Here is a 26,016-nt window from a genome sequence, read left to right as displayed (position 1 = left end):
CGAACCGGCCAGGGTTCTCCGTCTGCGCCGACCGCAACAGCCCCCACACCGGAGCCGCCGCCAGATCGGCCACGTCCTCGCCCGGCCCGGCCGCCACCGCGCCCGACGTCACCAGCACCAACCGCGACCCGGCCGACGCGAACCGCTCATCCGCCAGCCACGCCTGGACGACGTCCAGCGCCCGGTGCAGCGCGTTCCGCACGGCCGCTGCCGTGCCCCCGTCGCCGGTCCCGGTGCCGCAGTCGGTCAGCACGAACGACGGCAGCGTGTCGCCGTCGGCGAACTCGGCGCCGAGAGCCGCCAGATCGTCGTACGGCTTGCCCACGGCAAGGTCCGGGCTCAGGGCGGAGGCCATGCCGAGCGCGTCGTCGCCGACGATGGCCCAGGGGCCGGAGCCGCCGGGCTCGTACGCCGGCGGGCGGGCGGACGCCTCCCAGTCGACCCGGAACAGCGCGTCGTGGAGCCGTCCCCGGGTGCGGAGGGCGCTCTCCAGCTGCTCGGTGTCCACCGGCCGCATGACCAGCGATTCCACCGAGGCCACCGGACGGCCCGTGGTGTCCGCCAGCGTCAGCGACACCGCGTCCGTGCTCGCCGCGGGCGACACCGTCACGCGCAGCGCCGTCGCCCCGGCCGCGTGCAGGGACACGCCGCGCCACGCGAACGGCAGCCGGACCGCCGGTGTGGTGGCGCCGTCCTGCGGCGGCTGCGCGCCGACGGCGCCCAGCCCCACCGCGTGCAGCGCCGCGTCGAGCAGCGCGGGGTGCACGCCGAAACGGGTCCCGGCGGCCTGCTGGTCCTCGTCCAGCGCGACCTCGGCGAACACCTCGTCGCCGTGCCGCCACGCCGCCCGCAGCCCGCGGAAGGCCGGGCCGTATCGGTATCCGGTGGCGGCCAACTCCTCGTACAGCGCACCGCACTCGACCGGGGTCGCCCCCTCCGGGGGCCATACGGCCGACTCGGGACCGCGCGCTTCCGCACCGGCCGCCGCGAGCACACCGGTGGCGTGGCAGGTCCACTCGTCGCCGTGCGGTGCGTCCTCCGGCCGCGAATGGATGCTCACGTCGCGTCGTCCGGAGTCGTCCAGCCCGCCGACCGTCACCCGCAGGCAGACCGCGTCGGCCTCGGGCAGCACCAGCGGGGCGTGCAGCGTCAGCTCCTCGACCACGTCGCAGCCGACCTCGTCACCGGCCCGGACCGCCAGCTCGACGAAACCGGTGCCGGGCAGCAGCACCACGTCACCCACCGCGTGGTCGGCCAGCCAGGCGTGCGTACGCGTCGACAGCCGACCCGTGAACACCACACCCGACGCGTCCGGCAGTTCCACGGCCGCCCCCAGCAGCGGGTGTTCGGCCGATGCCACCCCCAGGCCCGATACGGCGGCCTCGCCGCCACCGTAGGCCGCGTCCAGCCAGTAGCGGCGCCGCTGGAAGGCGTACGTCGGCAGCCCCACCCGGGACGCGCCCGTGCCCGTGAACACCCGGGGCCAGTCGACGTCCACGCCGTGCACCCACGCCTCGGACAGCGAGGCCACCATCCGGTCCAGCCCGCCGTCGTCCCGCCGCAGCGTGCTCACCACCGCGGGGGCGGACCGCTCCGGGTCCTCCAGGGTTTCCAGCACCCCCATCGTGAGGATCGGGTGGGGGCTCACCTCGACGAACACTCCGTGTCCGTCGTCCGCCAGGGCCCGGACGGTCTCCTCGAACCGCACCGGCTGCCGCAGGTTCCGGTACCAGTACCCGGTGTCCAGCTCGGCGGTGTTGAGCGGAGCGGCCGTCACGGTGGAGTAGAACGGCACCTCGGCGGCCCGCAGCTCGACGCCGGCCAGGATCTCCGCCAACTCGCCTTCCAGGGACTCGACATGGGCCGAGTGCGCGGAGAAGTCCACCCCGGGGACGTTCCACCGCATCACCCCCGCCTTCGCCAGCACGGTCCCCAGCTCCTGCAACGCGTCCGCGTCACCCGAGACCACGACCGCCTTGGGGCCGTTCACCGCGGCGATCGAGATCCGGTCGCCGAACGGCTCGATCCGCTCGCGCACCCAGTCCTGCGACGCCACGATCGACAGCATCCCGCCACGACCGGCGATCGCCAGCAGCGCACGGCTGCGCAACGCCACCACGCGGATCGCGTCCTCCAGCGACAGCACACCCGCCACGCACGCGGCGGCGACCTCGCCCTGCGAGTGGCCCACCACCACCGACGGCTCGACCCCGTACGAACGCCACACCTCGGCCAGCGACACCATCATCGCGAACAGCACCGGCTGCACCACGTCCACGCGTGCCAACGCAGCCTCGTCGCCGAGCGCGTCCCGCAGCGACCAGTCGACCAGGCCGCTCAGCAGCCGTTCGCACTCCTCCATCCGCGCGGCGAACACCGGCGACGACTCCCACAGGCCCCGGGCCATGCCCGCCCACTGCGAGCCCTGGCCGGGGAACACGAACACCACCCGGCCACCGTTGCCGGTCTCGTCCGGGCGGCTGACCACGCCCGGTGCCGCCTCGCCGCGCGCCAACGCGCCCAGCCCGTCGAGGAGTTCGCCGCGCGTGCCACCGGTCACCACGGCGCGGTGCTCCAGCGCCGCCCGGCCCGACGCCAGCGACCAGCCCACGTCCACCGGCGACAGCCCGGCGTCGCCCTCGACCCGGGCCAGCAGCCGGGCCGCCTGCTCCCGCAGGGCCGCCGCACCGTGCCCGGACACCACCCACGGCACCGCGGGCAGTTCGACGGTCGGGGCCGCCGGTGCGCCACCGGACTCCTCGCCCTCCTCCGCTTCCGCCTCCGCGTCCGCGTCCGGCTCCGGGGCCTGTTCGAGGATGATGTGCGCGTTGGTCCCGCTCACCCCGAACGAGGACACCCCCGCCCGGCGCGGACGCCCTTCCGTCTCCGGCCACTCCCGCGCTTCCGTCAGCAGCTCCACCGCGCCCGACGACCAGTCCACCTTCGTGGACGGCTCGTCCGCGTGCAGGGTGCTCGGCAGCACACCGTGGCGCAGCGCCAGGACCATCTTGATGACACCGGCCGCGCCCGCGGCGGCCTGCGTGTGACCGATGTTGGACTTCACCGACCCCAGCCACAGCGGCCGGTCCGCCGGGCGCCCCTGTCCGTACGTGGCCAGCAGCGCGTCCGCCTCGATCGGGTCGCCCAGCGTGGTGCCCGTACCGTGCGCCTCGACCGCGTCCACGTCGGCCGCGAGCACCTGGGCGTTGGCGAGCGCGGCCCGGATCACCCGCTGCTGGGACGGGCCGTTCGGCGCGGTCAGGCCATTGGACGCACCGTCCTGGTTCACCGCGGAACCACGCACCACCGCCAGCACCTCGTGGCCGTTGCGGCGCGCGTCCGACAGCCGCTCCAGGAGCAGCACCGCCACGCCCTCGCCCCAGCCCATGCCGTCGGCCGCGTCGGAGAACGCCTTCGAGCGCCCGTCCGCGGCGAGCCCGCGCTGACGGCTGAACTCCACGAACGCCACCGGAGTGGACAGCACGGCCACGCCCCCGGCCACGGCCAGCGAGCACTCCCGGCGGCGCAGCGCGTGCACCGCCTCGTGCAGCGCGACCAGCGACGACGAGCAGGCGGTGTCCACCGTCACCGCGGGCCCTTCCAGGCCGAGGACGTACGAGAGGCGCCCCGAGAGCACCGCGCCCGAACCGCCGGTGACCACGTAACCGGCCACGTCCTCGGGCACCGCCTCGGGAGGCGGGCCGTAGTGGGAGGGCGTGCCGCCGACGAACACCCCGGTGCGGCTGCCCTTGAGCGACGACGGGTCGATACCGGCGCGCTCGACCAGCTCCCACGACGCCTCGAGGATGAGCCGCTGCTGCGGATCCATCGCCAGCGCCTCACGCGGCGAAATCCCGAAGAGGTCCGCGTCGAATTCGGCGGCATCGCGAACGAAGCTGCCTTCCTTCACATAGCTGGTGCCTGGCTTTCCCGACTCCCGGTCGGGGTCGTAAAGCGCATCGATGTCCCAGCCCCGGTCGTCGGGGAATTCGGATACGGCGTCGGTACCGCTGGACAGCAGCCGCCACAGCCCCTCCGGCGAGTCGGCGCCTCCGGGAAGACGGCAGTTCACGGCCACGATCGCGATGGGTTCGCGCTCGGCCGCCTCCTGCTCCTGGAGGCGGGCCCGCGTCTTGTGCAGGTCGGCCGTCACCCACTTGAGATATTCCCGGAGCTTGTCTTCGTTCCCCGTCATGATTTACCGAACTCCCGGTTGATGAAGTCGAATATCTCGTTGTCCGTCGCCGTATCCAGCTGTTCTTCCACGGCCGGTCCCTCGTCCGGCGCGGCGCCGCCCGGAAGGGTGTCGTCCGCGGAACCGCCCAGCCGCGACAGGAGCAGCTGAAGCCGCGAGGTGATGGTGGTCCGGGTGTCCTCGTCCTCCGGGAGGATCGAGAACACCGCCGCCTCCAGCCTGTCGAGTTCCGCGATCGCGGACTCCCCGCTGCCGACCGCGCTCCCGACGAGCTGTGCCCGTAGGTAGGCGGCGAGGTCGGCAGGTGTCGGATGGTCGAAGACGAGCGCCGCGGGAAGCCGCAGCCCGGTGGCGCCTTGCAGCCGGTTGCGCAGCTCGACGGCGGTGAGCGAGTCGAAGCCCAGATCCTTGAAGGCCCGGTCATCGCCCACCGTGTCGGTTCCGTCGTGGCGCAGCACGGCGGCGGCGTGGGAGCGCACCAGGTCGAGCAGGGTGCGCTCGCGCTCGGCCTCGGTCATCGCCGTAAGCCGCCCGGCCAGCGACCCGGCCGCGTCGGCCCCGTCCGCCCCGTCGGCGTCGAGGGTGTCCGCCACCGTGGCCTCCTGGAGCGCCTGGCGCACCTCGGGCAGGTCGTGCAGCAGCGGCCGCGGCCGAGCGGCGGTGAAGGCGGGGGCGAAGCGCGCCCAGTCCACGTCGGCGACCACGGCGCACGTCTCGTCGTGGTCCAGGGCCAGCTGGAGGGCCTCCATGGCCAGCTCCGGGTCCATCGACAGGACGCCGAGCCGGGTCATGTGCTCCTCCGCTCCGCTGTCCGTCAGCATGCCCGCACCGGCCCACGCGCCCCACGCGACGGATGTCGCGGGCAGCCCCCGGGAGCGGCGGCGCTGCGCCAGCGCGTCCAGGTGTGCGTTGGCCGCGCCGTACGCGCCCTGGCCACCGGCGCCCCAGACACCGGCGTTCGAGGAGAACAGCACGAAGGCGTCCAAGTCCTCACCGGCCAACAGCTCGTCGAGGTGGACGGCGCCCGACACCTTGCCCGACGCGGCCTCGGCGAGCGTGGCGACATCCGTCGCGTCGAGGCTCGCGTTCGGCGCCACACCTGCCGTGTGCACCACCGAACGCACGGGAGAACCGTCCGCCCGCAGCTCCTCCAGCAGCGTGGCGAGCGCCGCACGGTCCGCGACATCGCACGCGGCCACCGTCACCCTGGCACCCATCGCGGTCAGCTCGTCCCGCAGCTCACCGGCGCCCGGAGACTCCAGGCCACGGCGGCTGGTCAGGACGAGATGCCCGGCGCCGCGCCGCGCCATCCAGCGCGCCACGTGCCCGCCGAGCGCACCGGTCCCGCCGGTGATCAGGACCGTGCCCTGCGGCTTCCAGTCCCGTACGGCCCGTACGTCCCCGAGCGGCGCGTGCACCAGCCGCCGCGCGAACACACCCGTGGCGCGCAGCGCGACCTGGTCCTCGGTGCCCTCCGCGGCTCCGGCCGACCGCTCTCCCGCCTTTACGCCCCCGGCCAGTACGCCGCGCAGCCGCGTCAGCGTACGGGCGTCGGGCGACTCCGGCAGGTCGACCAACCCGCCCCAGCGCTGCGGGTGTTCCAGACCGACGATCCTGCCGAGACCCCAGATCTGCGCCTGCGCCGTGCTGACGGCGGTGCCGTTGCCGTCCGCACGGCCCGTGGCCACGGCACCCCGCGTGGCCAGCCACAGCGGTGCGTCCCACTCGGCGTCACCCAGCGCCTGCACCAGCCGCAACGTGGCCGCCAGGCCACGCGGCACCACGGGGTGCAGCGGATGCGGGTCCTCGTCCAGCGCGAGCAGCGACAGTACGCCGCTGATGTCACCGTGCCGGTCGCGGACCTCGGCGAGTTGGGCGGCCAGCCGGGCGCGGTCGCCGTCGGCCGTGTCCCAGACGAGCGGGACGACCGCCCCTCCGCCGTGGGACAACACCTGGGATGCGGAGGTCGCCCACGGGTCCTCCGCGTACCCGGAGGGGACCACCAGCAGCCACGTACCGGCGGTGGGCACCTCGTCCGTCAACGCGCCCTCCGGCACCTGCTTCCAGGCGACCCGGTAACGCCAACCGTCGACGGTGGACCGGGTACGACGCTGCCGGCGCCACGACGACAGGGTGGGCAGCAGATCACCCAGCGACGACTGCTGTGCCTCGCCCTCGACGTCGAGGGTCGACGCCACCGACTCCAGATCGCCGCTCTCGACCGCCTCCCAGAAGCGCTCCTCGACCTGGTCGGCAGGCAGGGTGACTGCCCTGCTCGCCGCGGCGGCGGGGGCGTCGAGCCAGTAGCGGCGGCGCTGGAAGGCGTACGTGGGCAGGTCCGCGCGGGAGGGGTTGGTGGCGGCGAACGCGCGCGTCCAGTCGACGTCCATGCCCTGGACCCACAGCTCGGCTAGCGAGGTCAGGAACCGGTCCAGGCCGCCGTCGTCCCGGCGCAGCGTGCCGGTGACCACGGCCGAGTCGGCGATGTCCTGCACGCTCATGGTCAGGACGGGGTGCGAGCTGACCTCGATGAACGTGCTGTGGCCCTGTTCGGTCAGGGTCTCGATGGCGGACCGGAAACGCACCGTCTGCCGCAGGTTCCGGTACCAGTACCCGGCGTCCAACTCCGTCGTGTCCAGCCACTCATTGGTCACCGTCGAGAAGAACGGCACCTGACTGGTCTGCGGACGGACCTGGGCCAGCACCCGGGCCAGCTCTTCTTCGATCAGCTCGACGTGTGAGGTGTGGGAGGCGTAATCCACCGCGATACGACGCATACGAACCTCCGCGGCCTCACACTCGGCCGCCAGATCGTCCAGCGCCTCCGGCTCACCGGCCACCACGACCGAGGTCGGGCCGTTGAGCGCGGCCACTTCCAGCCGCCCCGCCCACCGGGTCAACCTCGTCTCCACCTCGGCCAACGGCAGCGCCACCGACGCCATCCCGCCACGACCCGCCAAACCACCGGCGATGGCCTGCGACCGCAACGCCACCACCCGCGCGCCATCCTCCAACGACAGCGCACCGGACACGCAGGCCGCAGCGATCTCGCCTTGCGAGTGGCCTACGACGGCCGCGGGCTCGATGCCGTACGAACGCCACAGCGCCGCCAACGACACCATCACCGCCCACGACACCGGCTGCACCACATCAACCCGCTCCAACGACGGAGCATCCGGCGCCTGCCGCACCACATCCAGCAGGCTCCAGTCCACGAACCCGGAAAGCGCGGCCGCACACTCCGCCATCCGCTCCGCGAACACCGGCGAAGCATCCAGCAGCTCCACCGCCATCCCCGCCCACTGCGAACCCTGGCCCGGGAACACAAACACCACTCGGCCACCAGCCCCCGCAGCAGTGCCCGTCACCAGCCCAGGAACCTCCTCGCCCCGGGCCAGAGCAGCGACACCGGACGCCAGGCCGTCCCGGTCTCCGGCCACCACGACCGCGCGGTTCTCGAACACCGCACGTCCCGAGGCCAGCGACCAGCCCACATCCACCGGCGACAACTCCGCGTCACCCTCGACGTGCGACAGCAGCCGCGCCGCCTGCCCCCGCAACGCCCCGGCGCCACGGCCGGAGAACACCCACGGCAGGGCGGCGGGGGGTGCGCCGTCGGCCTTCTGCACCGGCTCCGATGCGGGCGCCTGCTCCAGGATGACGTGCGCGTTCGTCCCGCTCACGCCGAACGACGACACACCCGCACGACGCGGACGCCCCTCGGCTTCGGGCCACTCCCGCGCCTCGCTCAGCAGCTCCACCGCACCCGCCGACCAGTCCACCTTGGTCGACGACTCGTGCGCGTGCAGCGTCTGCGGCAGCACACCGTGGCGCATGGCCTGCACCATCTTGATGACACCGGCGACACCGGCGGCGGCCTGCGCATGCCCGATGTTGGACTTCAGCGAGCCCAGCCACAGCGGCTGGCCCTCGGTGTGCTCCTGGCCGTACGTGGCAATCAGGGCCTGCGCCTCGATCGGGTCGCCCAGCGTCGTCCCCGTACCGTGCGCCTCGACCGCGTCCACATCCGCGGCCGACACGCCCGCGTTGGCGAGCGCAGCGCGGATCACCCGCTGCTGCGACGGACCATTCGGCGCCGTCAGTCCGTTCGACGCACCGTCCTGGTTCACCGCCGAGCCCCGCACCACCGCGAGGACGGGGTGGCCGTTGCGGCGGGCGTCGGACAGCCGCTCCAGCAGCAGCATGCCCGCGCCCTCGGCCCAGCCCGTGCCGTTCGCGTCGTCCGAGAACGCCTTGCAGCGGCCGTCGGGCGACAGGGCCCGCTGACGGCTGAACTCCACGAAGGTCGTCGGGGTGGACATCACGGTGACGCCACCGGCCAGGGCGAGGGTGCATTCGCCGTTGCGCAGCGCCTGTACCGCGAGGTGCAGGGTCACCAGCGACGACGAGCACGCGGTGTCCACCGTCACCGCGGGGCCCTCAAGACCGAAGGTGTAGGAGACCCGTCCCGAGGCGACGCTGCCCGCACTGCCGTTGCCGATGTAGCCCTCGAAGCCGTCGGGGGCCGTCTGCATCCGGGACGCGTAGTCGTTGTACATCACGCCCGCGAAGACGCCCGCCCGGCTGCCCCGCAGCGACTGCGGATCGACACCCGCCCGCTCGAACGCCTCCCACGAGGTCTCCAGCAGCAGCCGCTGCTGCGGGTCCATCGCCAGGGCCTCGCGCGGCGAGATCCCGAAGAACTCCGGGTCGAACTCGGCCGCGTCGTGCAGGAAGCCGCCCTCCCGGGAGTACGTCTTGCCCTGCCGGTCCGGGTCCGGGTCGTACAGGTTCGCCACGTCCCAGCCACGGTCCACCGGGAACTCCGAGATCGCGTCGGTGCCGCTCGCGACCAGGTCCCACAGCTCCTCGGGGGACCGCACACCACCGGGGAAGCGGCAGCCCATGCCCACGATCACGATCGGGTCGTCGTCGGCCGCGACCACCGAAGCCACCGGCGCCACAGCCGTCTCCGCAACGCCGAACAGCTCGGCGTGGAGGTGCTGGGCGAGGGCGTTGGGGGTGGGGTGGTCGAAGACCAGGGTGGCGGGCAGTCGGAGCCCGGTGGCGGCGTTGAGCCGGTTGCGCAGCTCCACGGCGGTCAGCGAGTCGAAGCCGAGGTCCTTGAACGCCCGGCCCTCCTCCACCGCCCCCGCCGAGCCGTGCCCGAGCACGATCGCGACGTGTCCGCGCACGAACTCCAGGAGTTCCGCGAGCTGTTCGTCCACGGAACGCCCGGCGAGGCGCTGGGCGAGGCCGCCGGAGGCGGCCGTGGCCCGTGCGCGGCGTACGGGGCCTCGGACCAGTCCGCGCAGGATGGCCGGGACGGTCCCGTCCGACGCGCGCAGCGCCGTCGTGTCGAACCGCGCCGCCAGCAGCAACGCCTCATCGGCCGCGACACCGGCGTCGAACAGCGCCAGCCCCTCGTCCGACGACAGCGCCTTCAGCCCGGAGCGGGCGATCCGCGCAAGGTCCGCCTGGCCCAGCTCACCCGTCATGCCACTGCGCTGTTCCCACATCCCCCACGCGAGCGAGGTCGCGGGCAGACCTTCGGCACGGCGTACGGCGGCCAGCGCGTCCAGGAACACATTCGCCGCCGCGTAATTGCCCTGCCCGGCACTGCCGAGCACACCGGCAGCCGACGAGAACAGTACGAACGCCGACAGGTCCAGCTCACGCGTCAACTCATGCAGATTCCACGCCGCGTCCACCTTCGGGCGCATGACGCCCTCCAGCCGTTCCGGCGTCAGCGCCGAGACCAGCCCGTCGTCCAACACACCCGCCGTATGCACCACCGCCGTCAGCGGACGGTCGGCCGGAATCCCCGCCAACAACCCGGCCAACGCGGCCCGGTCGGCCACATCGCACGCGGCCACCGACACATCCGCACCCAGCCCCGACAACTCCGCCACCAGCGCGTCGGTGCCCGCAGCCTCCGCACCACGACGGCTCACCAGCAGCAGACGCCGCACACCGTGCTCGACCACCAAATGCCGCGCCACCAGGCCGCCGAGGACTCCCGTGGCCCCGGTGACCAGCACCGTTCCGTCGCCATCGGGGCCGGTCCAGGACGGGGCGCCGCCCTGCCCTGACGCAACGCCCGAGGCCAGCCGCGGTACGTACACCACGTCACCGCGCACCGCGAGCTGCGGCTCGTCGCCCGCACCCAGCGCCAACGCCAGGGCAGCGGACGGCATCTCCTCATCGTCGGTGTCCACCAGCAGGAATCGGCCCGGGTTCTCGGACTGCGCCGACCGCAACAGCCCCCACACCGCGGCCGCCGCCAGATCCCGCACCGACTCGTCGGCCCCGGCCGCCACAGCGCCCGACGTCACCACCGCCAGCCGCGACCCGGCGAACCGCTCATCCGCCAACCACGCCTGCACCAGCCCCAGAGCACGCCCCACCGCCTCATGCGCAGCCCACACCGTGTCACCGGCAGCCGACGCCGCGAACGGAACCAGCACCACATCCGGCACCGCCGCCCCAGCCCCGACAGCCGCGCTCAACGCCTCCAGGTCGCCATACGCAGCACCATCCGCCGGACCGACCACGGCCACATCGACGGACGCCACCGCATCCGACGGCACCGCGGTCCAGTCGACACGGAACAGCGCATCCCGCGACCCGCCGCTCACCGCACCGGCCAGCTGCTCGACATCCACCTCGCGCATGACCAGGGACTCGACCGCCGCGACGGGCTGCCCGGCGCTGTCCGCGACCGTCAGCGACACCGCGTCCGCACCGGCCGGAGCCAGCCGCACCCGCAGCACACCGGCACCCGCCGCGTACAACGACACACCACGCCACTCAAACGGCAACCGCGCCCGGTCATCCGAGAAGAAGTCGCCCAGCTGCACCCCGTGCAACGCGGCATCCAGCAGCGCCGGATGCACCCCGAAGCGCGCCGCCTCCTCCTGCTGCTCCTCGTCCAACGCGACCTCGGCGAACACCTCGTCCCCGCGCCGCCACACGGCCCGTACGCCCTGGAACACCGGCCCGTAGCCATAACCAGCAGCGTCGAGGTCCGCATACATGCCCTCCGCAGACACCGGTTCCGCGTCCACCGGCGGCCATACCGCCAGCTCATCGGCCACCGGCCGCGCGCCGCCCGTCCCCAGCACACCCATGGCGTGGCAGGTCCACTGCCCGTTGGCGGCCTCGTCCTCGTCGCGGGAGTACACGGACAGCGCCCGGCGCCCGGCCTCGTCCGGCTCATCCACCACCAGTTGGAGCAGCACACCGCCGCTCTCCGGCACGATCAGCGGCGCCTGAAGCGTCAGCTCCTCCACCGCGTCGCAGCCGACCTGGTCGGCGGCCCGTACCGCCAGTTCCACGAACGCCGTCCCGGGCAGCAGCACCGCGCCCGCCACCACGTGATCGGCCAGCCACGGATGCGTACGCAGCGACAGCCGACCCGTCAGCAGCAGCCCGTCCGCGCCCGCCAACTCCACCGCCGCACCCAGCAACGGATGCTCCGCCGAACCGAGCCCCAGCCCGGCCGCGGCCCCCGAGCCCGCCGCGTCCGCGGGCACATCCAGCCAGTACCGCTCGCGCTGGAAGGCGTACGTAGGCAGATCCATCCAGGACGCTCCGGTGCCGGTGAACGCCTGTTCCCAGTCCACGTCCACGCCCCGCGTCCACGCCCGGGCCATGCCCTCGATGAACGCTCGCTCCTCGGCACGGTCCGCCCGCAGCACCGGCACGAACGCCGCGTCGGGCAGGGTCTCTGCACCCATCGAACTGAGCGCGCCGTCCGGACCGACCTCCACGAAGACACCGACACCTTCGGCGTGGAGAGTGCTGATGCCGTCGGAGAAGCGCACGGCCTCCCGCACATGCCGCACCCAGTAGTCCGCCGAGCCCAGCTCCCCGGCGGAGGCCGGTGAACCCGTCAGGTTCGACATCACCGGCACCCGCGGCGCGCCGTACGTCAGCCCCTCGGCCACGGAACGGAACTCGGCGAGCATCGGCTCCATGCGCGGCGAGTGGAACGCGTGCGACACCCGCAGCCGCTTGGTCTTACGCCCCAGCTCAGCCAACTCACCAGCGATCTCAAGGACCACGTCCTCGTCACCGGAGAGCACCACCGACGACGGACCATTGACCGCCGCAATCCCCACCCGGTCCTCACGACCGGACAGCAACGGGACGACCTCGACCTCGGCGGCCTGCACCGCCACCATCGCACCACCCGCAGGCAGCGCCTGCATCAACCGGCCACGCGCCGCCACCAACCGGCACGCATCCGCCAGCGACAACACACCCGCCACATGAGCCGCCACAATCTCACCGACCGAGTGCCCGCCCACGAAGTCCGGACGCACCCCAAAGGACTCCACCAGCCGGAACAGCGCCACCTCAACGGCAAACAAACCCGCCTGCGTGAACACCGTCTCATCCAGCAGACCCGACACCCCGGCCTCACCGAACACCACATCCCGCACCGAGCACTCCACATGCCCGGCCAACTCCCCATCCAACAGCCCGCACACCTCGTCAAACGCCCGCGCGAACACCGGGAACCGGCCATGCAACCCCCGGCCCATCCCCACCCGCTGCGAACCCTGACCCGAGAACACCACCGCCACCCGGCCACCACCAGCCACACCCCGGCCGACCACCACGCCCGGGGCCTCCTCACCCCGCGCCACAATCCCCAGCCCAGCGGCCAGCTCCTCCGCCGTACCGCCCACGACCACCGCGCGGTCCTCCAGCGCGGCCCGGCCCGAGGCCAGTGACCAGCCCACATCCACCGGCGACAGCTCAGCCTCACCCTCCACCCGGGAGAACAACCGAGCCGCCTGGCCCCGCAGAGCGGCCTCGCCACGCCCCGACACCACCCACGGCACGACACCAGCCACGACCACGCCCGCATCCGAAGTCGGCTCCACGTCCGGGGCCTGCTCCAGAATGACGTGGGCGTTCGTCCCGCTCACACCGAAGGACGACACGCTCGCCCGGCGCGGACGATCGTCAGCGTCCGGCCACTCCCGCGCCTCGTTCAGCAGCTCCACCGCACCGGCCGACCAGTCCACCTTGGTCGACGGCTCATCCGCGTGCAGGGTCCGCGGCAGCACACCGTGCTGCATGGCCTGCACCATCTTGATGACGCCGGCGACACCGGCGGCGGCCTGCGCATGCCCGATGTTGGACTTCAGCGAGCCCAGCCACAGCGGCTGGCCCTCGGCACGTTCCTGCCCGTACGTGGCGATCAGCGCCTGTGCCTCGATCGGGTCGCCCAACGTGGTGCCCGTACCGTGCGCCTCGACCGCGTCCACGTCCGCGGCCGACACACCCGCGTTGGCGAGCGCGGCCCGGATCACCCGCTGCTGCGACGGCCCGTTCGGCGCGGTCAGACCATTCGACGCACCGTCCTGGTTCACCGCCGAGCCCCGGACCACCGCAAGCACCCGGTGGCCGTTACGGCGAGCATCCGACAGCCGCTCCAGCAGCAGCATGCCCGCGCCCTCGGACCATCCGGCACCGTTGGCGTCGTCCGAGAACGACCGGCACCGGCCGTCGGTCGACAGGCCGCGCTGACGGCTGAACTCCACGAAGACGGCCGGGGTGGACATCACCGTGACGCCACCGGCCAGGGCCAGCGAGCATTCGCCGTTGCGCAGCGCCTGGGCCGCCAGGTGCAGCGACACCAGGGACGACGAGCACGCCGTGTCCACCGTCACCGCCGGGCCCTCAAGACCGAAGACGTAGGAGAGGCGGCCGGAGGCCACGCTGCCCGCACTGCCGTTGCCGAGGTACCCCTCGAACCCGTCGGGCGTGACCCGCAGGCGCGAGCCGTAGTCGTTGTACATCACCCCGGCGAACACACCGGTGCGGCTGCCCCGCAGCGACTGCGGATCGACGCCCGCCCGCTCGAACGCCTCCCACGCGGTCTCCAGCAGCAGCCGCTGCTGGGGGTCGGTGGCCAGGGCCTCCCGGGGTGACATCCCGAAGAAGGCGGGGTCGAACTCGGCGGCGTCGTGCAGGAATCCGCCCTCCCGGGCGTACGTCTTGCCCTGCCGGTCCGGGTCCGGGTCGTACAGGCCCTCGATGTCCCAGCCGCGGTCCACGGGGAACTCCGACACCGCGTCGACGCCCCGCGCGACCAGGTCCCACAGCTCCTCAGGCGACCGCACACCACCGGGGAAGCGGCAGCCCATGCCCACGATCACGATCGGGTCGTCATCGGCCGCGACCGCCGAAGCCACCGGCACCACAGCCGTCTCCGCAGAGCCGAACAACTCGGCATGCAGATGGACGACCAGAGCGGCCGGTGTGGGGTGGTCGAAGACGAGGGTGGCGGGCAGCCGCAGCCCGGTCGAGGCGTTCAGCCGGTTCCGCAGGTCCACGGCGGTCAGCGAGTCGAAACCGAGGTCCTTGAACGCCCGGCTCTGCTCCACCGCCCCGGCCGAGTCATGGCCCAGGACGGTCGCCACGTGCCCCCGTACGAGTTCGGACAGCGCACGCGTCCGCTCGCTCTGCGTCAGCCCGGCCAACCGCTGCGCCAGGCCCTCCGCCGTCCCGGCGCCCTCACCGGCACGCGCCCGGCGCACCGGCCCCCGCACCAGTCCGCGGAGGATGGCCGGGACGGTCGCCTCCGACGCGCGCAGCGCCGCCGTGTCGAACCGCGCCGCCAGCAGCAACGCGTCATCGGCCGCGACACCGGCGTCGAACAGCGCCAGCCCCTCATCCGACGACAGCGCCCTCAGCCCCGAACGCGCCATCCGCGCCAGATCCGCCTGACCCAGCTCGCCGGTCATGCCACTGCGCTGCTCCCACATCCCCCACGCGAGCGAGGTCGCGGGCAGACCTTCGGCACGGCGTACGGCGGCCAGCGCGTCCAGGAACACATTCGCCGCCGCGTAATTGCCCTGCCCGGCACTGCCGAGCACACCGGCAGCCGACGAGAACAGTACGAACGCCGACAGGTCCAGCTCACGCGTCAACTCATGCAGATTCCACGCCGCGTCCACCTTCGGGCGCATGACGCCCTCCAGCCGTTCCGGCGTCAGCGCCGAGACCAGCCCGTCATCCAGCACACCCGCCGTATGCACCACACCCGTCAACGGACGGTCGGACGGGATCCCCGCCAACAGCCCGGCCAGCGCCTCCCGGTCGGCCACATCGCACGCGGCCACCGACACATCCGCACCCAGCCCCGACAACTCCGCGACCAGCTCCGACGCGCCCTCGGCGTCCGGGCCACGACGGCTCACCAGCAGCAGACGCCGCACACCGTGCTCGACCACCAGATGCCGCGCCACCAGGCCGCCCAGCACCCCCGTGGCGCCCGTGACCAGCACCGTTCCGTCCCCGTGCCACGGCGCAGACGGCTGGGGCGCCGCCACGGCCCGTACCAGCTTCGGGGTACGGACGATCCCGTCGCGCACGGCCAACTGCGGCAGGTCCGACGCCAGCAGCTCGCCGGGCACACGGGTGCTGTCGTCGTCGGTGTCCACCAGCAGGAACCGGCCCGGGTTCTCCGTCTGCGCCGACCGCAGCAGCCCCCAGACCGCGGCCGCCGCCAGATCCCGCACCGTCTCCCCGGCCTCGACGGCCACCGCACCCGACGTCACCACCGCCAGCCGCGACCCGGCGAACCGCTCATCCGCCAACCACGCCTGTACCAGCCCCAGAGCACGCCCCACCGCCTCATGCGCAGCCCGCACCGCGTCACCGGCGGCCGACGCCGCGAACGGAACCAGCACCACATCCGGCACCGCCGCCCCAGCCCCGACAGCCGCGCTCAACGCCTCCAGATCGCCATACGCAGCACCCTCCACCGGACCGACCACGGCCACATCCGCAGACGCCATCTCGCCCGACGGCACCGCGGTCCAGTCGACACGGAACAGCGCATCCCGCGGCCCACCGCTCACCGCGCCCGCCAACTGCTCGACATCCACCTCGCGCATCGCCAGGGACTCGACCGCCGCCACCGGCCGACCAGCACCATCCGCAGCCGTCACCGACACCGCGTCCGCACCGGCCGGAGCCAACCGCACCCGCAGCACACCCGCCCCAGCCGCGTACAACGACACACCACGCCACTCAAACGGCAACCGCGCCCGGTCATCCGAGAAGAAGTCGCCGAACTTCACGCCGTGCAAGGCCGCATCCAGCAGCGCCGGATGCACCCCGAAGCGCGCCGCCTCCTCCTGCTGCTCCTCGTCCAACGCGACCTCGGCGAACACCTCGTCCCCGCGCCGCCACACGGCCCGTACGCCCTGGAACACCGGCCCGTAGCCATAACCAGCAGCGTCGAGGTCCGCGTACATCTCTCCCGAAGCCACCGACACCGCACCCGCCGGCGGCCACACCGCCAGCTCATCGGCCACCGGCCGCACACCGCCCGACCCCAGCACACCCATGGCGTGGCAGGCCCACGCCTCGTCCAGCGAGGTGTCCTCCGCGCGGGAGTGCACGCTGAAGGTCCGGCGGCCCGCCTCATCGGGCTCGGCCACCGTCACCCGCAGTTGGACGCCCTTGCCCTCGGGGAGGGTCAGCGGGCTCTGGAGGGTCAGTTCCTCCACCACGTCACAGCCGACCTCGTCACCGGCCCGGACCGCCAGCTCCACGAACCCCGTGCCGGGCAGCAGCACCACGCCGCCCACGGCGTGGTCGGCCAGCCAGGGGTGCGTACGCAGCGACAGCCGCCCGGTGAAGACCAGCCCCGCCGCGTCCGGCAGCTCCACCGCCGCACCCAGCAGCGGATGTTCGGCCGCCGCCAGACCGAGACCTGGCAACGCACCCATCGCGTCGACCGCGGGCTCCATCCAGTAGCGGCGCCGCTGGAAGGCGTACGTCGGCAGATCCACGCGCGAGGCGCCCGCGTCCGCGAACGCCCGCGTCCAGTCGACGTCCACGCCCTGGACCCACACCTCGGCCAGCGAGGTCAGGAAGCGATCCAGACCGCCGTCGTCCCGGCGCAGCGTGCCCGTCACGACTGCCGCGTCGGCGATGTCCTGCACACTCGCGGTCAGGACGGGGTGCGAGCTGACCTCGATGAACGTGCCGTGCCCCTGCTCGGCCAGCGTCTCGACGGCCGACTGGAAGCGCACCGTCTGCCGCAGGTTCCGGTACCAGTACCCGGCGTCCAACCCAGCCGTGTCCAGCCACTCCCCCGACACCGTCGAGAAGAACGGCACCTGCGACGACTGCGGACGGACCTCCGCCAGCACCCGGGCCAACTCGTCCTCGATCAGCTCCACATGCGAGGTGTGCGAGGCGTAGTCCACCGCGATACGACGGATGCGGATCTCGGCGGCCTCACACTCCGCCGCCAACTCGTCCAGCGCCTCGGGCTCACCAGCGACCACGACCGAGGTCGGGCCGTTGAGCGCGGCCACCTCCAGCCGCCCCGCCCACCGGGTCAACCTCGTCTCCACCTCGGCCAACGGCAGCGCCACCGACGCCATCCCGCCACGCCCCGCCAGACCACCCGCGATGGCCTGAGACCGCAACGCCACGACCCGCGCACCGTCCTCCAACGACAGCGCACCGGACACGCAGGCCGCAGCGATCTCGCCCTGGCTGTGGCCTACGACCGCCGCGGGCTCGATGCCGTACGAACGCCACAGCGCCGCCAACGACACCATCACCGCCCACGACACCGGCTGCACCACATCAACCCGCTCCAACGACGGCGCACCCGGCGCCTGCCGCACCACATCCAGCAGACTCCAGTCCACGAACCCGGAAAGCGCCGCAGCACACTCCGCCATCCGCTCCGCGAACACCGGCGAAGCATCCAGCAGCTCCACCGCCATCCCCGCCCACTGCGAACCCTGACCGGGGAAGACGAACACCGTCCGGCCGCCACCACCGGCCCCACCCGGGCCGACCAGCACGCCCGGTGCCTCCTCGCCCCGGGCCACGGCGCGCAGTCCGGCGACCAGTTGGTCACGCGAACCCGCGCTCACCACCGCACGGGTCTCGAACACCGCACGCCCGGATGCCAATGACCAGCCCACATCCACCGGCGACAGCCCGGCATCGCCCTCCACGCGGGACAGCAACCGCGCCGCCTGCTCACGCAACGCACCGGCGCCACGGCCGGAGAACACCCAGGGCACCGCCACCGGCACCACACCAGCCGCCTCGCCCGGCTCCGGCTCGGGCGCCTGCTCCAGGATCACGTGCGCGTTCGTCCCGCTCACCCCGAACGACGACACACCCGCACGCCGCGGACGGCCCTCGGCCTCCGGCCACTCCCGCGCCTGGCTCAGCAGCTCCACCGCACCCGCCGACCAGTCGATCTTCGACGAGGGCTCCCCCACATGCAGCGTCTGCGGCAGCACACCGTGCCGCATGGCCTGCACCATCTTGATGACACCGGCCACGCCCGCCGCGGCCTGCGCATGCCCGATGTTGGACTTCAGCGACCCCAGCCACAGCGGCTGCCCCTCGGCGCGCCCCTGCCCGTACGTGGCGATCAGCGCCTGCGCCTCGATCGGGTCGCCCAGCGTCGTCCCCGTACCGTGCGCCTCGACCGCGTCCACATCCGCAGCGGCCACGCCCGCGTTCGCCAGCGCGGCCCGAATGACCCGCTGCTGCGACGGCCCGTTCGGCGCGGTCAGGCCGTTCGACGCGCCGTCCTGGTTCACCGCCGAGCCCCGCACCACCGCAAGCACCCGGTGTCCGTTGGCCCGCGCGTCGGACAGCCGCTCCAGCAGCAGCATGCCCGCGCCCTCGGCCCACCCCGTACCGTCCGCGTCATCCGAGAACGACCGGCACCGGCCGTCGGGCGACAACCCGCGCTGACGGCTGAACTCCACGAAGATGGTCGGTGAGGCCATCACCGCGACGCCACCGGCCAGCGCCATCGAGCACTCGCCGTTGCGCAGCGCCTGCACCGCCAGGTGCAGCGCCACCAGCGACGACGAGCAGGCGGTGTCCACCGTCACCGCGGGGCCCTCGAGCCCCAGGGTGTAGGCGACGCGACCCGAGATGGCGGAGGTCGTGGTACCGGTCAGGTAGTAGCCGTCGCTGCCCTCGGCGGCGTTCTCCCTGCCGAAGGCGTAACCCTGCGCCGCCGCACCGGCGAACACACCTGCCTGGGATCCCCGGAGGGAGGCGGGATCGATGCCCGCCCGCTCGATGGCCTCCCACGACGTCTCCAGCAGCAGCCGCTGCTGCGGGTCCATCGCCACCGCCTCACGCGGGGAGATGCCGAAGAAGCCCGCGTCGAAGTCGGCGGCGGTCTTGAGGAAGCCGCCGGTGCGCACGTACGACTTCCCGGGGCGGTCCGGGTCGTCGTCGTACAGCGTGTCGAGGTCCCAGCCGCGGTCGGTCGGGAAGTCGGTGATGCTGTCCCCGCCGGAGGCCAGCAGGTCCCACAGCGCCTCCGGGGAGTCGGCCTCGCTCGGGTAGCGGCACCCGATGCCGACGATGGCGATCGGCTCGTCCGCCCGCAGGGCCGGGACCTGTGCGGGAGCCATCGCGGCGCCGCCGAACTCGCCTTGGGCGCCGAGCAGTTCGTCGCGCAGCTGGCGGGCGAGCGCGGCGGGCGTGGGGTGGTCGAAGATGAGGGTGGCGGGCAGCCGCAGCCCGGTGGCGGCGTTGAGCCGGTTGCGCAGCTCCACGGCGGTCAGCGAGTCGAAGCCGAGGTCCTTGAACGCCCGGCTCTCCTCCACCGCCCCCGCCGAGCCATGGCCGAGCACGATCGCGACATGCCCGCGTACCAGCTCCGACAGCTCCGCGAGCTGTTCGGCCTCGGACCGGCCCACCAGTTGCTGGCCCAGTCCCCCGGCACCCGCCGCGCCGCGACCGGCGGCCGCGGCAGCCCGGCCGCGCCGCACGGTGCCTCGTACGAGGCCGCGGAGCATCGTCGGTGCCTCGTCGCCCAGCGCACGCAGCGCGGCCATGTCCAGCCGCACCGGCAGCAACAGCGCCTCATCGGCCGCGACACCGGCGTCGAACAACGCCAGCCCCTCATCCGACGACACCGCCGCAAGACCCGAACGAGCAATCCGCGCCAGATCCGCCTGACCCAGCTCACCCGTCATCCCACTGCGCTGCTCCCACATCCCCCACGCCAACGACGTCGCAGGCAGACCCTCAGCCCGCCGCACCGCCGCCAACGCATCCAGGAACACATTCGCCGCCGCGTAATTCCCCTGACCCGCACTGCCCAACACACCCGCGGCCGACGAGAACAGCACGAACGCCGAAAGGTCCAGCTCACGCGTCAACTCATGCAGATTCCACGCCGCATCCACCTTCGGACGCATCACCCCATCGACCCGCTCCGGCGACAACGCCGACACCAGACCGTCATCCACCACACCCGCCGCATGCACCACCGCCGTCAACGGACGCTCGGCCGGAATCCCCGCCAGAAGCTCCGCCAGCGCATCGCGATCGGCCACGTCACAGGCCACCACCCGCGCCCGCGCACCCAGCTCCGACAGCTCCGCCACCAACTCCGACGCGCCTTCGGCGTCCGGGCCACGACGGCTGACCAGCAGCAATTCCCGCACACCGTGTTCCACCACCAGGTGCCGCGCCACCAGGCCGCCCAGGGTCCCGGTGGCGCCGGTCACCAGGGCGGTGCCGGTTCCCGTTCCGGCCAGCGGGGCGGGGATGGTGAGCAGCACCTTGCCGATGTGCCGGGCCTGGCTGAGGTAGCGGAACGCCTCGGGTGCCCGCCGTACGTCCCAGGTCGTGGCGGGCAGCGGGGTGAGCACGCCCTGCTCGAACAGCTCCAGCAGTTCGACCAGCATCTCCTGGGTGCGGTCCAGCCCGGCTTCGGCCAGGTCGAACGCCTGGTAGACGACGCCAGGGTGGGCCGCGGCGACCTCGGCCGGGTCGCGCTGGTCGGTCTTGCCCATCTCCAGGAAGCGGCCGCCGCGCGGCAGCAGGCGGAGCGAGGCGTCCACGAAATCGCCCGCGAGGGCGTCCAGCACCACGTCCATGCCACGGCCGTCGGTGGCGGCGCGGAAGCGGTCCTCGAAGTCCAGCGTGCGGGAGGAGGCGATGCGCGTGTCGTCGAGGCCGGAGGCGCGCAGCGCGTCCCACTTGCCCTCGCTGGCCGTGCCGAAGACGTCCGCGCCCCAGTGGCGGGCCAGCTGTACGGCCGCCATGCCGACTCCGCCGGCTGCGCTGTGGACCAGCACCGATTCACCGGACCGCAGCCCGGCCAGGTGGCGCAGGCCGTAGTACGCGGTCAGGAAGACGACGGGCACGGAGGCCGCCCGGACGAAGGACCAGCCCGCGGGCATCGGCGCCAGCATCCGCCGGTCGGTGACGGCGACCGGGCCGAACGCGCCGGAGAAGAGGCCCATCACGCGGTCGCCGGGGGCCAGGTCGGTCACGCCCTCACCGACCTCGATGACCACGCCCGCGGCCTCGTGGCCCATCGTGGCCTTGCCCTGCACCACGCCCAGTGCCAGCACCACATCCTTGAAGTTCATCCCGGCCGCCCGGACCTGGACCCGCACCTGGCCTGCGGCCAGCGGCTGTTCGGCCTCGGGGCACTCCAGCAGCTCCAGGTTGGCGAACGAGCCCTTGTTCTCGATCTCCAGTCGCCAGGCGGACGTCCCGGCGGGCGGGGTCAGCGCGCCGTCGCCGTGCGACACCCGGGCCAGGCTCGGTACGCGCACCTCGCCCGCGCGCAGCGCCAGCTGCGGTTCGTCCTGGCCCACGGCCCACGCCAGCGCGCCCGGCAGCGCCTCCCACGACGCCCGCACGCCATCGGTGTCCACCAGCACGAACCGGCCGGGGTTCTCCGTCTGCGCCGACCGCAGCAGCCCCCACACCGGAGCCGCCGCCAGGTCCCGCACGGTCTCCCCGGCCCCGGCCGCCACCGCGCCCGACGTCACCAGCACCAAACGCGAACCGGTCGACGCGAACCGCTCGTCCGTCAGCCACGCCTGCACGACCTCCAGCGCCCGACGGCCGCCCGCCCGGGCCGCCTCGGCCACCTCGCGCCCCTCCGGCGCCGGTACGGGCACCACGACGGCGCCCGGCAGCGTGGCCCCGGCCGCCACCGCGTCACCCAGCGCGGCGAGGTCCGGGTATACCTCTCCCTCGGAGAGGCGTACGGAGTCCGGGCCGATCACCGCCCAGTCGACGGAACGCTCGACGTCGTCCAGCGACGTCGGCGGAACCGCCGCCCACTCGACGCGGAACAGCTCGTCGTCCCGCCCGGCCACGTTGGCGATCTGGTCGGGGTCCACTTCCCGCATGACCAGGGACTCGATGGTGGCAACGGGCTGCCCGGTGCTGTCCGCGACCAGCGCCGAGACCGCGTCCGTACCGGCCGGAGCCAGCCGTACCCGCAGCGCACCGGCACCCGCCGCGTGCAGCGACACCCCGCGCCACGCGAACGGCAACCGGGCGCGGTCGTCGGGGAAGAGGTCGCCGAACTTCACGCTGTGCAGCGCCGCGTCCAGCAGCGCCGGATGCACGCCGAAGCGCGCCGCTTCCTCCTGCTGCTCCTCGTCCAGCGCGACCTCGGCGAACACCTCCTCGCCACGCCGCCACACGGCCCGCACGCCCTGGAACACCGGCCCGTAGCCGTAACCGGCGGCCACCAGGTCCGCGTACATGTCGCCCGAAGCCACCGGCTCCGCGCCCACCGGCGGCCATACCGCCAGCTCATCGCCCGTCGGCCGCGCGCCGCCCGTGCCCAGCACACCCATGGCGTGGCAGGTCCACGCCTCGTCCGACGAGGTGTCCTCCGGTCGGGAGTACACGGTCAGCGAACGCCGCCCGGTCTCATCCGGCTCATCCACCACCAGTTGGAGCAGCACACCGCCGCTCTCCGGCATCACCAGCGGCGCCTGAAGCGTCAGCTCCTCCACCACATCGCAACCGACCTGGTCACCGGCGCGCACCGCAAGCTCGACAAACGCCGTCCCGGGCAGCAGCACGGCGCCCGCCACCACGTGATCGGCCAGCCACGGATGCGTACGCAGCGACAGCCGACCCGTCAGCAGCAGCCCGTCCGCGCCCGCCAACTCCACCGCCGCACCCAGCAACGGATGCTCCGCCGAACCGAGCCCCAGCCCGGCCGCGGCCCCCGGGCCCGCCGCGTCCGCGGGCACATCCAGCCAGTACCGCTCGCGCTGGAAGGCGTACGTGGGCAGGTCGACGCGGGACGCACCCGTCCCCTCGAACACCTGCGTCCAGTCCGCCGACGCGCCATGGGCCCACGCCCGGGCCACGCCCTCGACGAACGCCTGCTCCTCGTCACGGTCCGCCCGCAGCACCGGCACGAACGCCGCATCGGGCAGGGTCTCGGCACCCATCGCGCTGAGCGCACCGCCCGGACCGACCTCGACGCACACCGACACACCCTGTGCGCCCAGGGCCCGCACACCGTCGGCGAACCGCACGGCCTCGTGCACATGCCGCACCCAGTACTCCGCCGAGCCCAGGTCATCGCCCGAAGCCAGTGCCCCGGTCACGTTGGAGACGACGGGGATCTCCGGCGCGCCGTACGTCAGCCCCTCGGCCACGGAACGGAACTCGGCGAGCATCGGCTCCATGCGCGGCGAGTGGAACGCGTGCGACACCCGCAGCCGCTTGGTCTTACGCCCCAGCTCAGCCAACTCACCAGCGATCTCAAGGACCACGTCCTCGTCACCGGAGAGCACCACCGACGACGGACCATTGACCGCCGCGATACCCGCCCGCTCCTCACGACCGGACAGCAACGGGACGACCTCGACCTCGGCGGCCTGCACCGCCACCATCGCACCACCCGCAGGCAGCGCCTGCATCAACCGGCCACGCGCCGCCACCAACCGGCACGCATCCGCCAGCGACAACACACCCGCCACATGAGCCGCCACAATCTCACCGACCGAGTGCCCGCCCACGAAGTCCGGCCGTATGCCAAAGGACTCCACCAGCCGGAACAGCGCCACCTCTACGGCAAACAAACCCGCCTGCGTGAACACCGTCTCATCCAGCAGACCCGACGCCCCGGCCTCACCGAACACCACATCCCGCACCGAGCACTCCACATGCCCGGCCAACTCCCCATCCAACAGCCCGCACACCTCGTCAAACGCCCGCGCGAACACCGGGAACCGGCCATACAACTCCCGGCCCATCCCCACCCGCTGCGAACCCTGACCCGAGAACACCACCGCCACCCGGCCACCACCACCGGCCACACCCCGGCCGACCACCACGCCCGGGGCCTCCTCACCCCGCGCCACAACCCCCAGCCCGGCCACCAGCTCATCCCGCGAGCCGCCCGTGATCACGGCACGGTGCTCCAGCGCGGCGCGCCCCGCCGCCAGCGACCACCCCACGTCCACCGGCGACAGCCCGGCGTCACCCTCCACCCGGGACAGCAGACGCGCGGCCTGGCCCCGCAGAGCGGCCTCGCCACGACCCGAGACCACCCACGGCACCACCGCAGGCGACACACCGACCGCCTGCTCCGGCTCCGGCTCGGCCTCCACGGCCGGGGCCTGCTCCACGATCACATGCGCGTTCGTCCCGCTCACGCCGAACGAGGACACACCCGCACGACGCGGACGGTCGTCGGCCTCCGGCCACGCCCGCGCCTCGCTCAGCAGCTCCACCGCACCCGCCGACCAGTCCACCTTGGACGACGGCTCACCCACGTACAGCGACTCCGGCAGCACCCCGTGCCGCATCGCCAACACCATCTTGATCACACCGGCCACGCCCGCGGCCGCCTGCGTGTGACCGATGTGGGACTTCAGCGAGCCCAGCCACAGCGGCCGTTCCGCCGGGCGCCCCTGCCCGTACGTGGCGATCAGCGCCTGCGCCTCGATCGGGTCGCCCAGCGTCGTGCCCGTACCGTGCGCCTCGACCGCGTCCACCTGCGCGGTCGTCAGCCCCGCGCTGGTGAGCGCGGCCCGGATCACCCGCTGCTGCGACGGCCCGTTCGGCGCCGTCAGACCGTTCGACGCACCGTCCTGGTTCACCGCCGAACCCCGCACCACCGCCAACACCGGATGGCCGTTCGCCCGCGCGTCCGACAGCCGCTCCAGCAGCACCATGGCCGCGCCCTCGGCCCACCCCGTACCGTCCGCGTCGTCCGAGAACGACCGGCACCGGCCGGTCGGGGACAGCGCGCCCTGGCGGCTGAACTCCACGAACGCTTCGGGCGTGGACATCACCGTGACGCCACCGGCCAGGGCGAGGGTGCATTCGCCCGCGCGCAGCGCCTGGGCCGCCAGGTGCAGCGACACCAGGGACGACGAGCACGCCGTGTCCACCGTCACCGCGGGGCCTTCGAGCCCGAAGGTGTACGAGAGGCGCCCGGACACCACGCTCGCCGCGATGCCGGTGGCCAAGTAGCCCTCCGACTGCTTGGGGGCCCGGCGCAGCAGGGTGGCGTAGTCCTGGCCGCTCGTACCGGCGAACACACCGGTACGGCTGCCCTTCAGCGACGACGGATCGATGCCCGCCCGCTCGATGGCCTCCCACGACGTCTCCAGCAGCAGCCGCTGCTGCGGGTCGAGCGCCAGCGCCTCGCGCGGCGAGATTCCGAAGAAGGCCGGGTCGAATTCACCGGCGTTGTGCAGGAACCCGCCTTCGCGGACATACGACGTACCGGGCCGGGAAAGCTCCGGGTCGTACAGCGCCTCGACGTCCCACCCCCGGTCGTCGGGGAATTCGGAGAAGGCGTCGCGCCCCGAGTTCAGCAGCTCCCACAGTTCCTCGGGGGTGTTCACGCCGCCGGGCAGGCGGCAGCTCATGCCGACAATGGCGATCGGCTCGTGCTCTCCCGATTCGACTTCCTGGAGGCGCTGCCGCGCTTCGTGAAGCTCGCCGGTCACTCGCCTCAGGAAGTAGCGGAGCTTGTCCTCGCTGCTGCTGTTCGTCAC

General features: G+C 73.1%; 2 protein-coding genes (1 of these 2 running past the window's edge). Both read right to left on the bottom strand.

What is annotated here, in order from left to right; all coding sequences use genetic code 11:
* Positions 1-4,195, bottom strand: the 5' portion of a protein-coding gene (locus HYQ63_RS28825; RefSeq protein WP_179936771.1) for a type I polyketide synthase. The gene continues 1,571 nt to the left of window position 1, outside the view; 4,195 of the gene's 5,766 nt are visible here — the first part of the coding sequence; its start codon is at positions 4,193-4,195; its stop codon lies off the left edge, out of view.
* Positions 4,192-26,016: a type I polyketide synthase gene (locus HYQ63_RS44940; RefSeq protein ID WP_179936770.1), complete on the bottom strand. Its 21,825-nt coding sequence runs from the start codon at positions 26,014-26,016 to the stop codon at positions 4,192-4,194. Before HYQ63_RS44940 ends, HYQ63_RS28825 begins: the two co-directional genes overlap by 4 nt.

It is taken from the genome of Streptomyces sp. Rer75 (assembly GCF_013414305.1).
Lineage (GTDB): Bacteria > Actinomycetota > Actinomycetes > Streptomycetales > Streptomycetaceae > Streptomyces > Streptomyces himastatinicus.
This window is presented reverse-complemented; position numbering and strand designations above follow the sequence as displayed.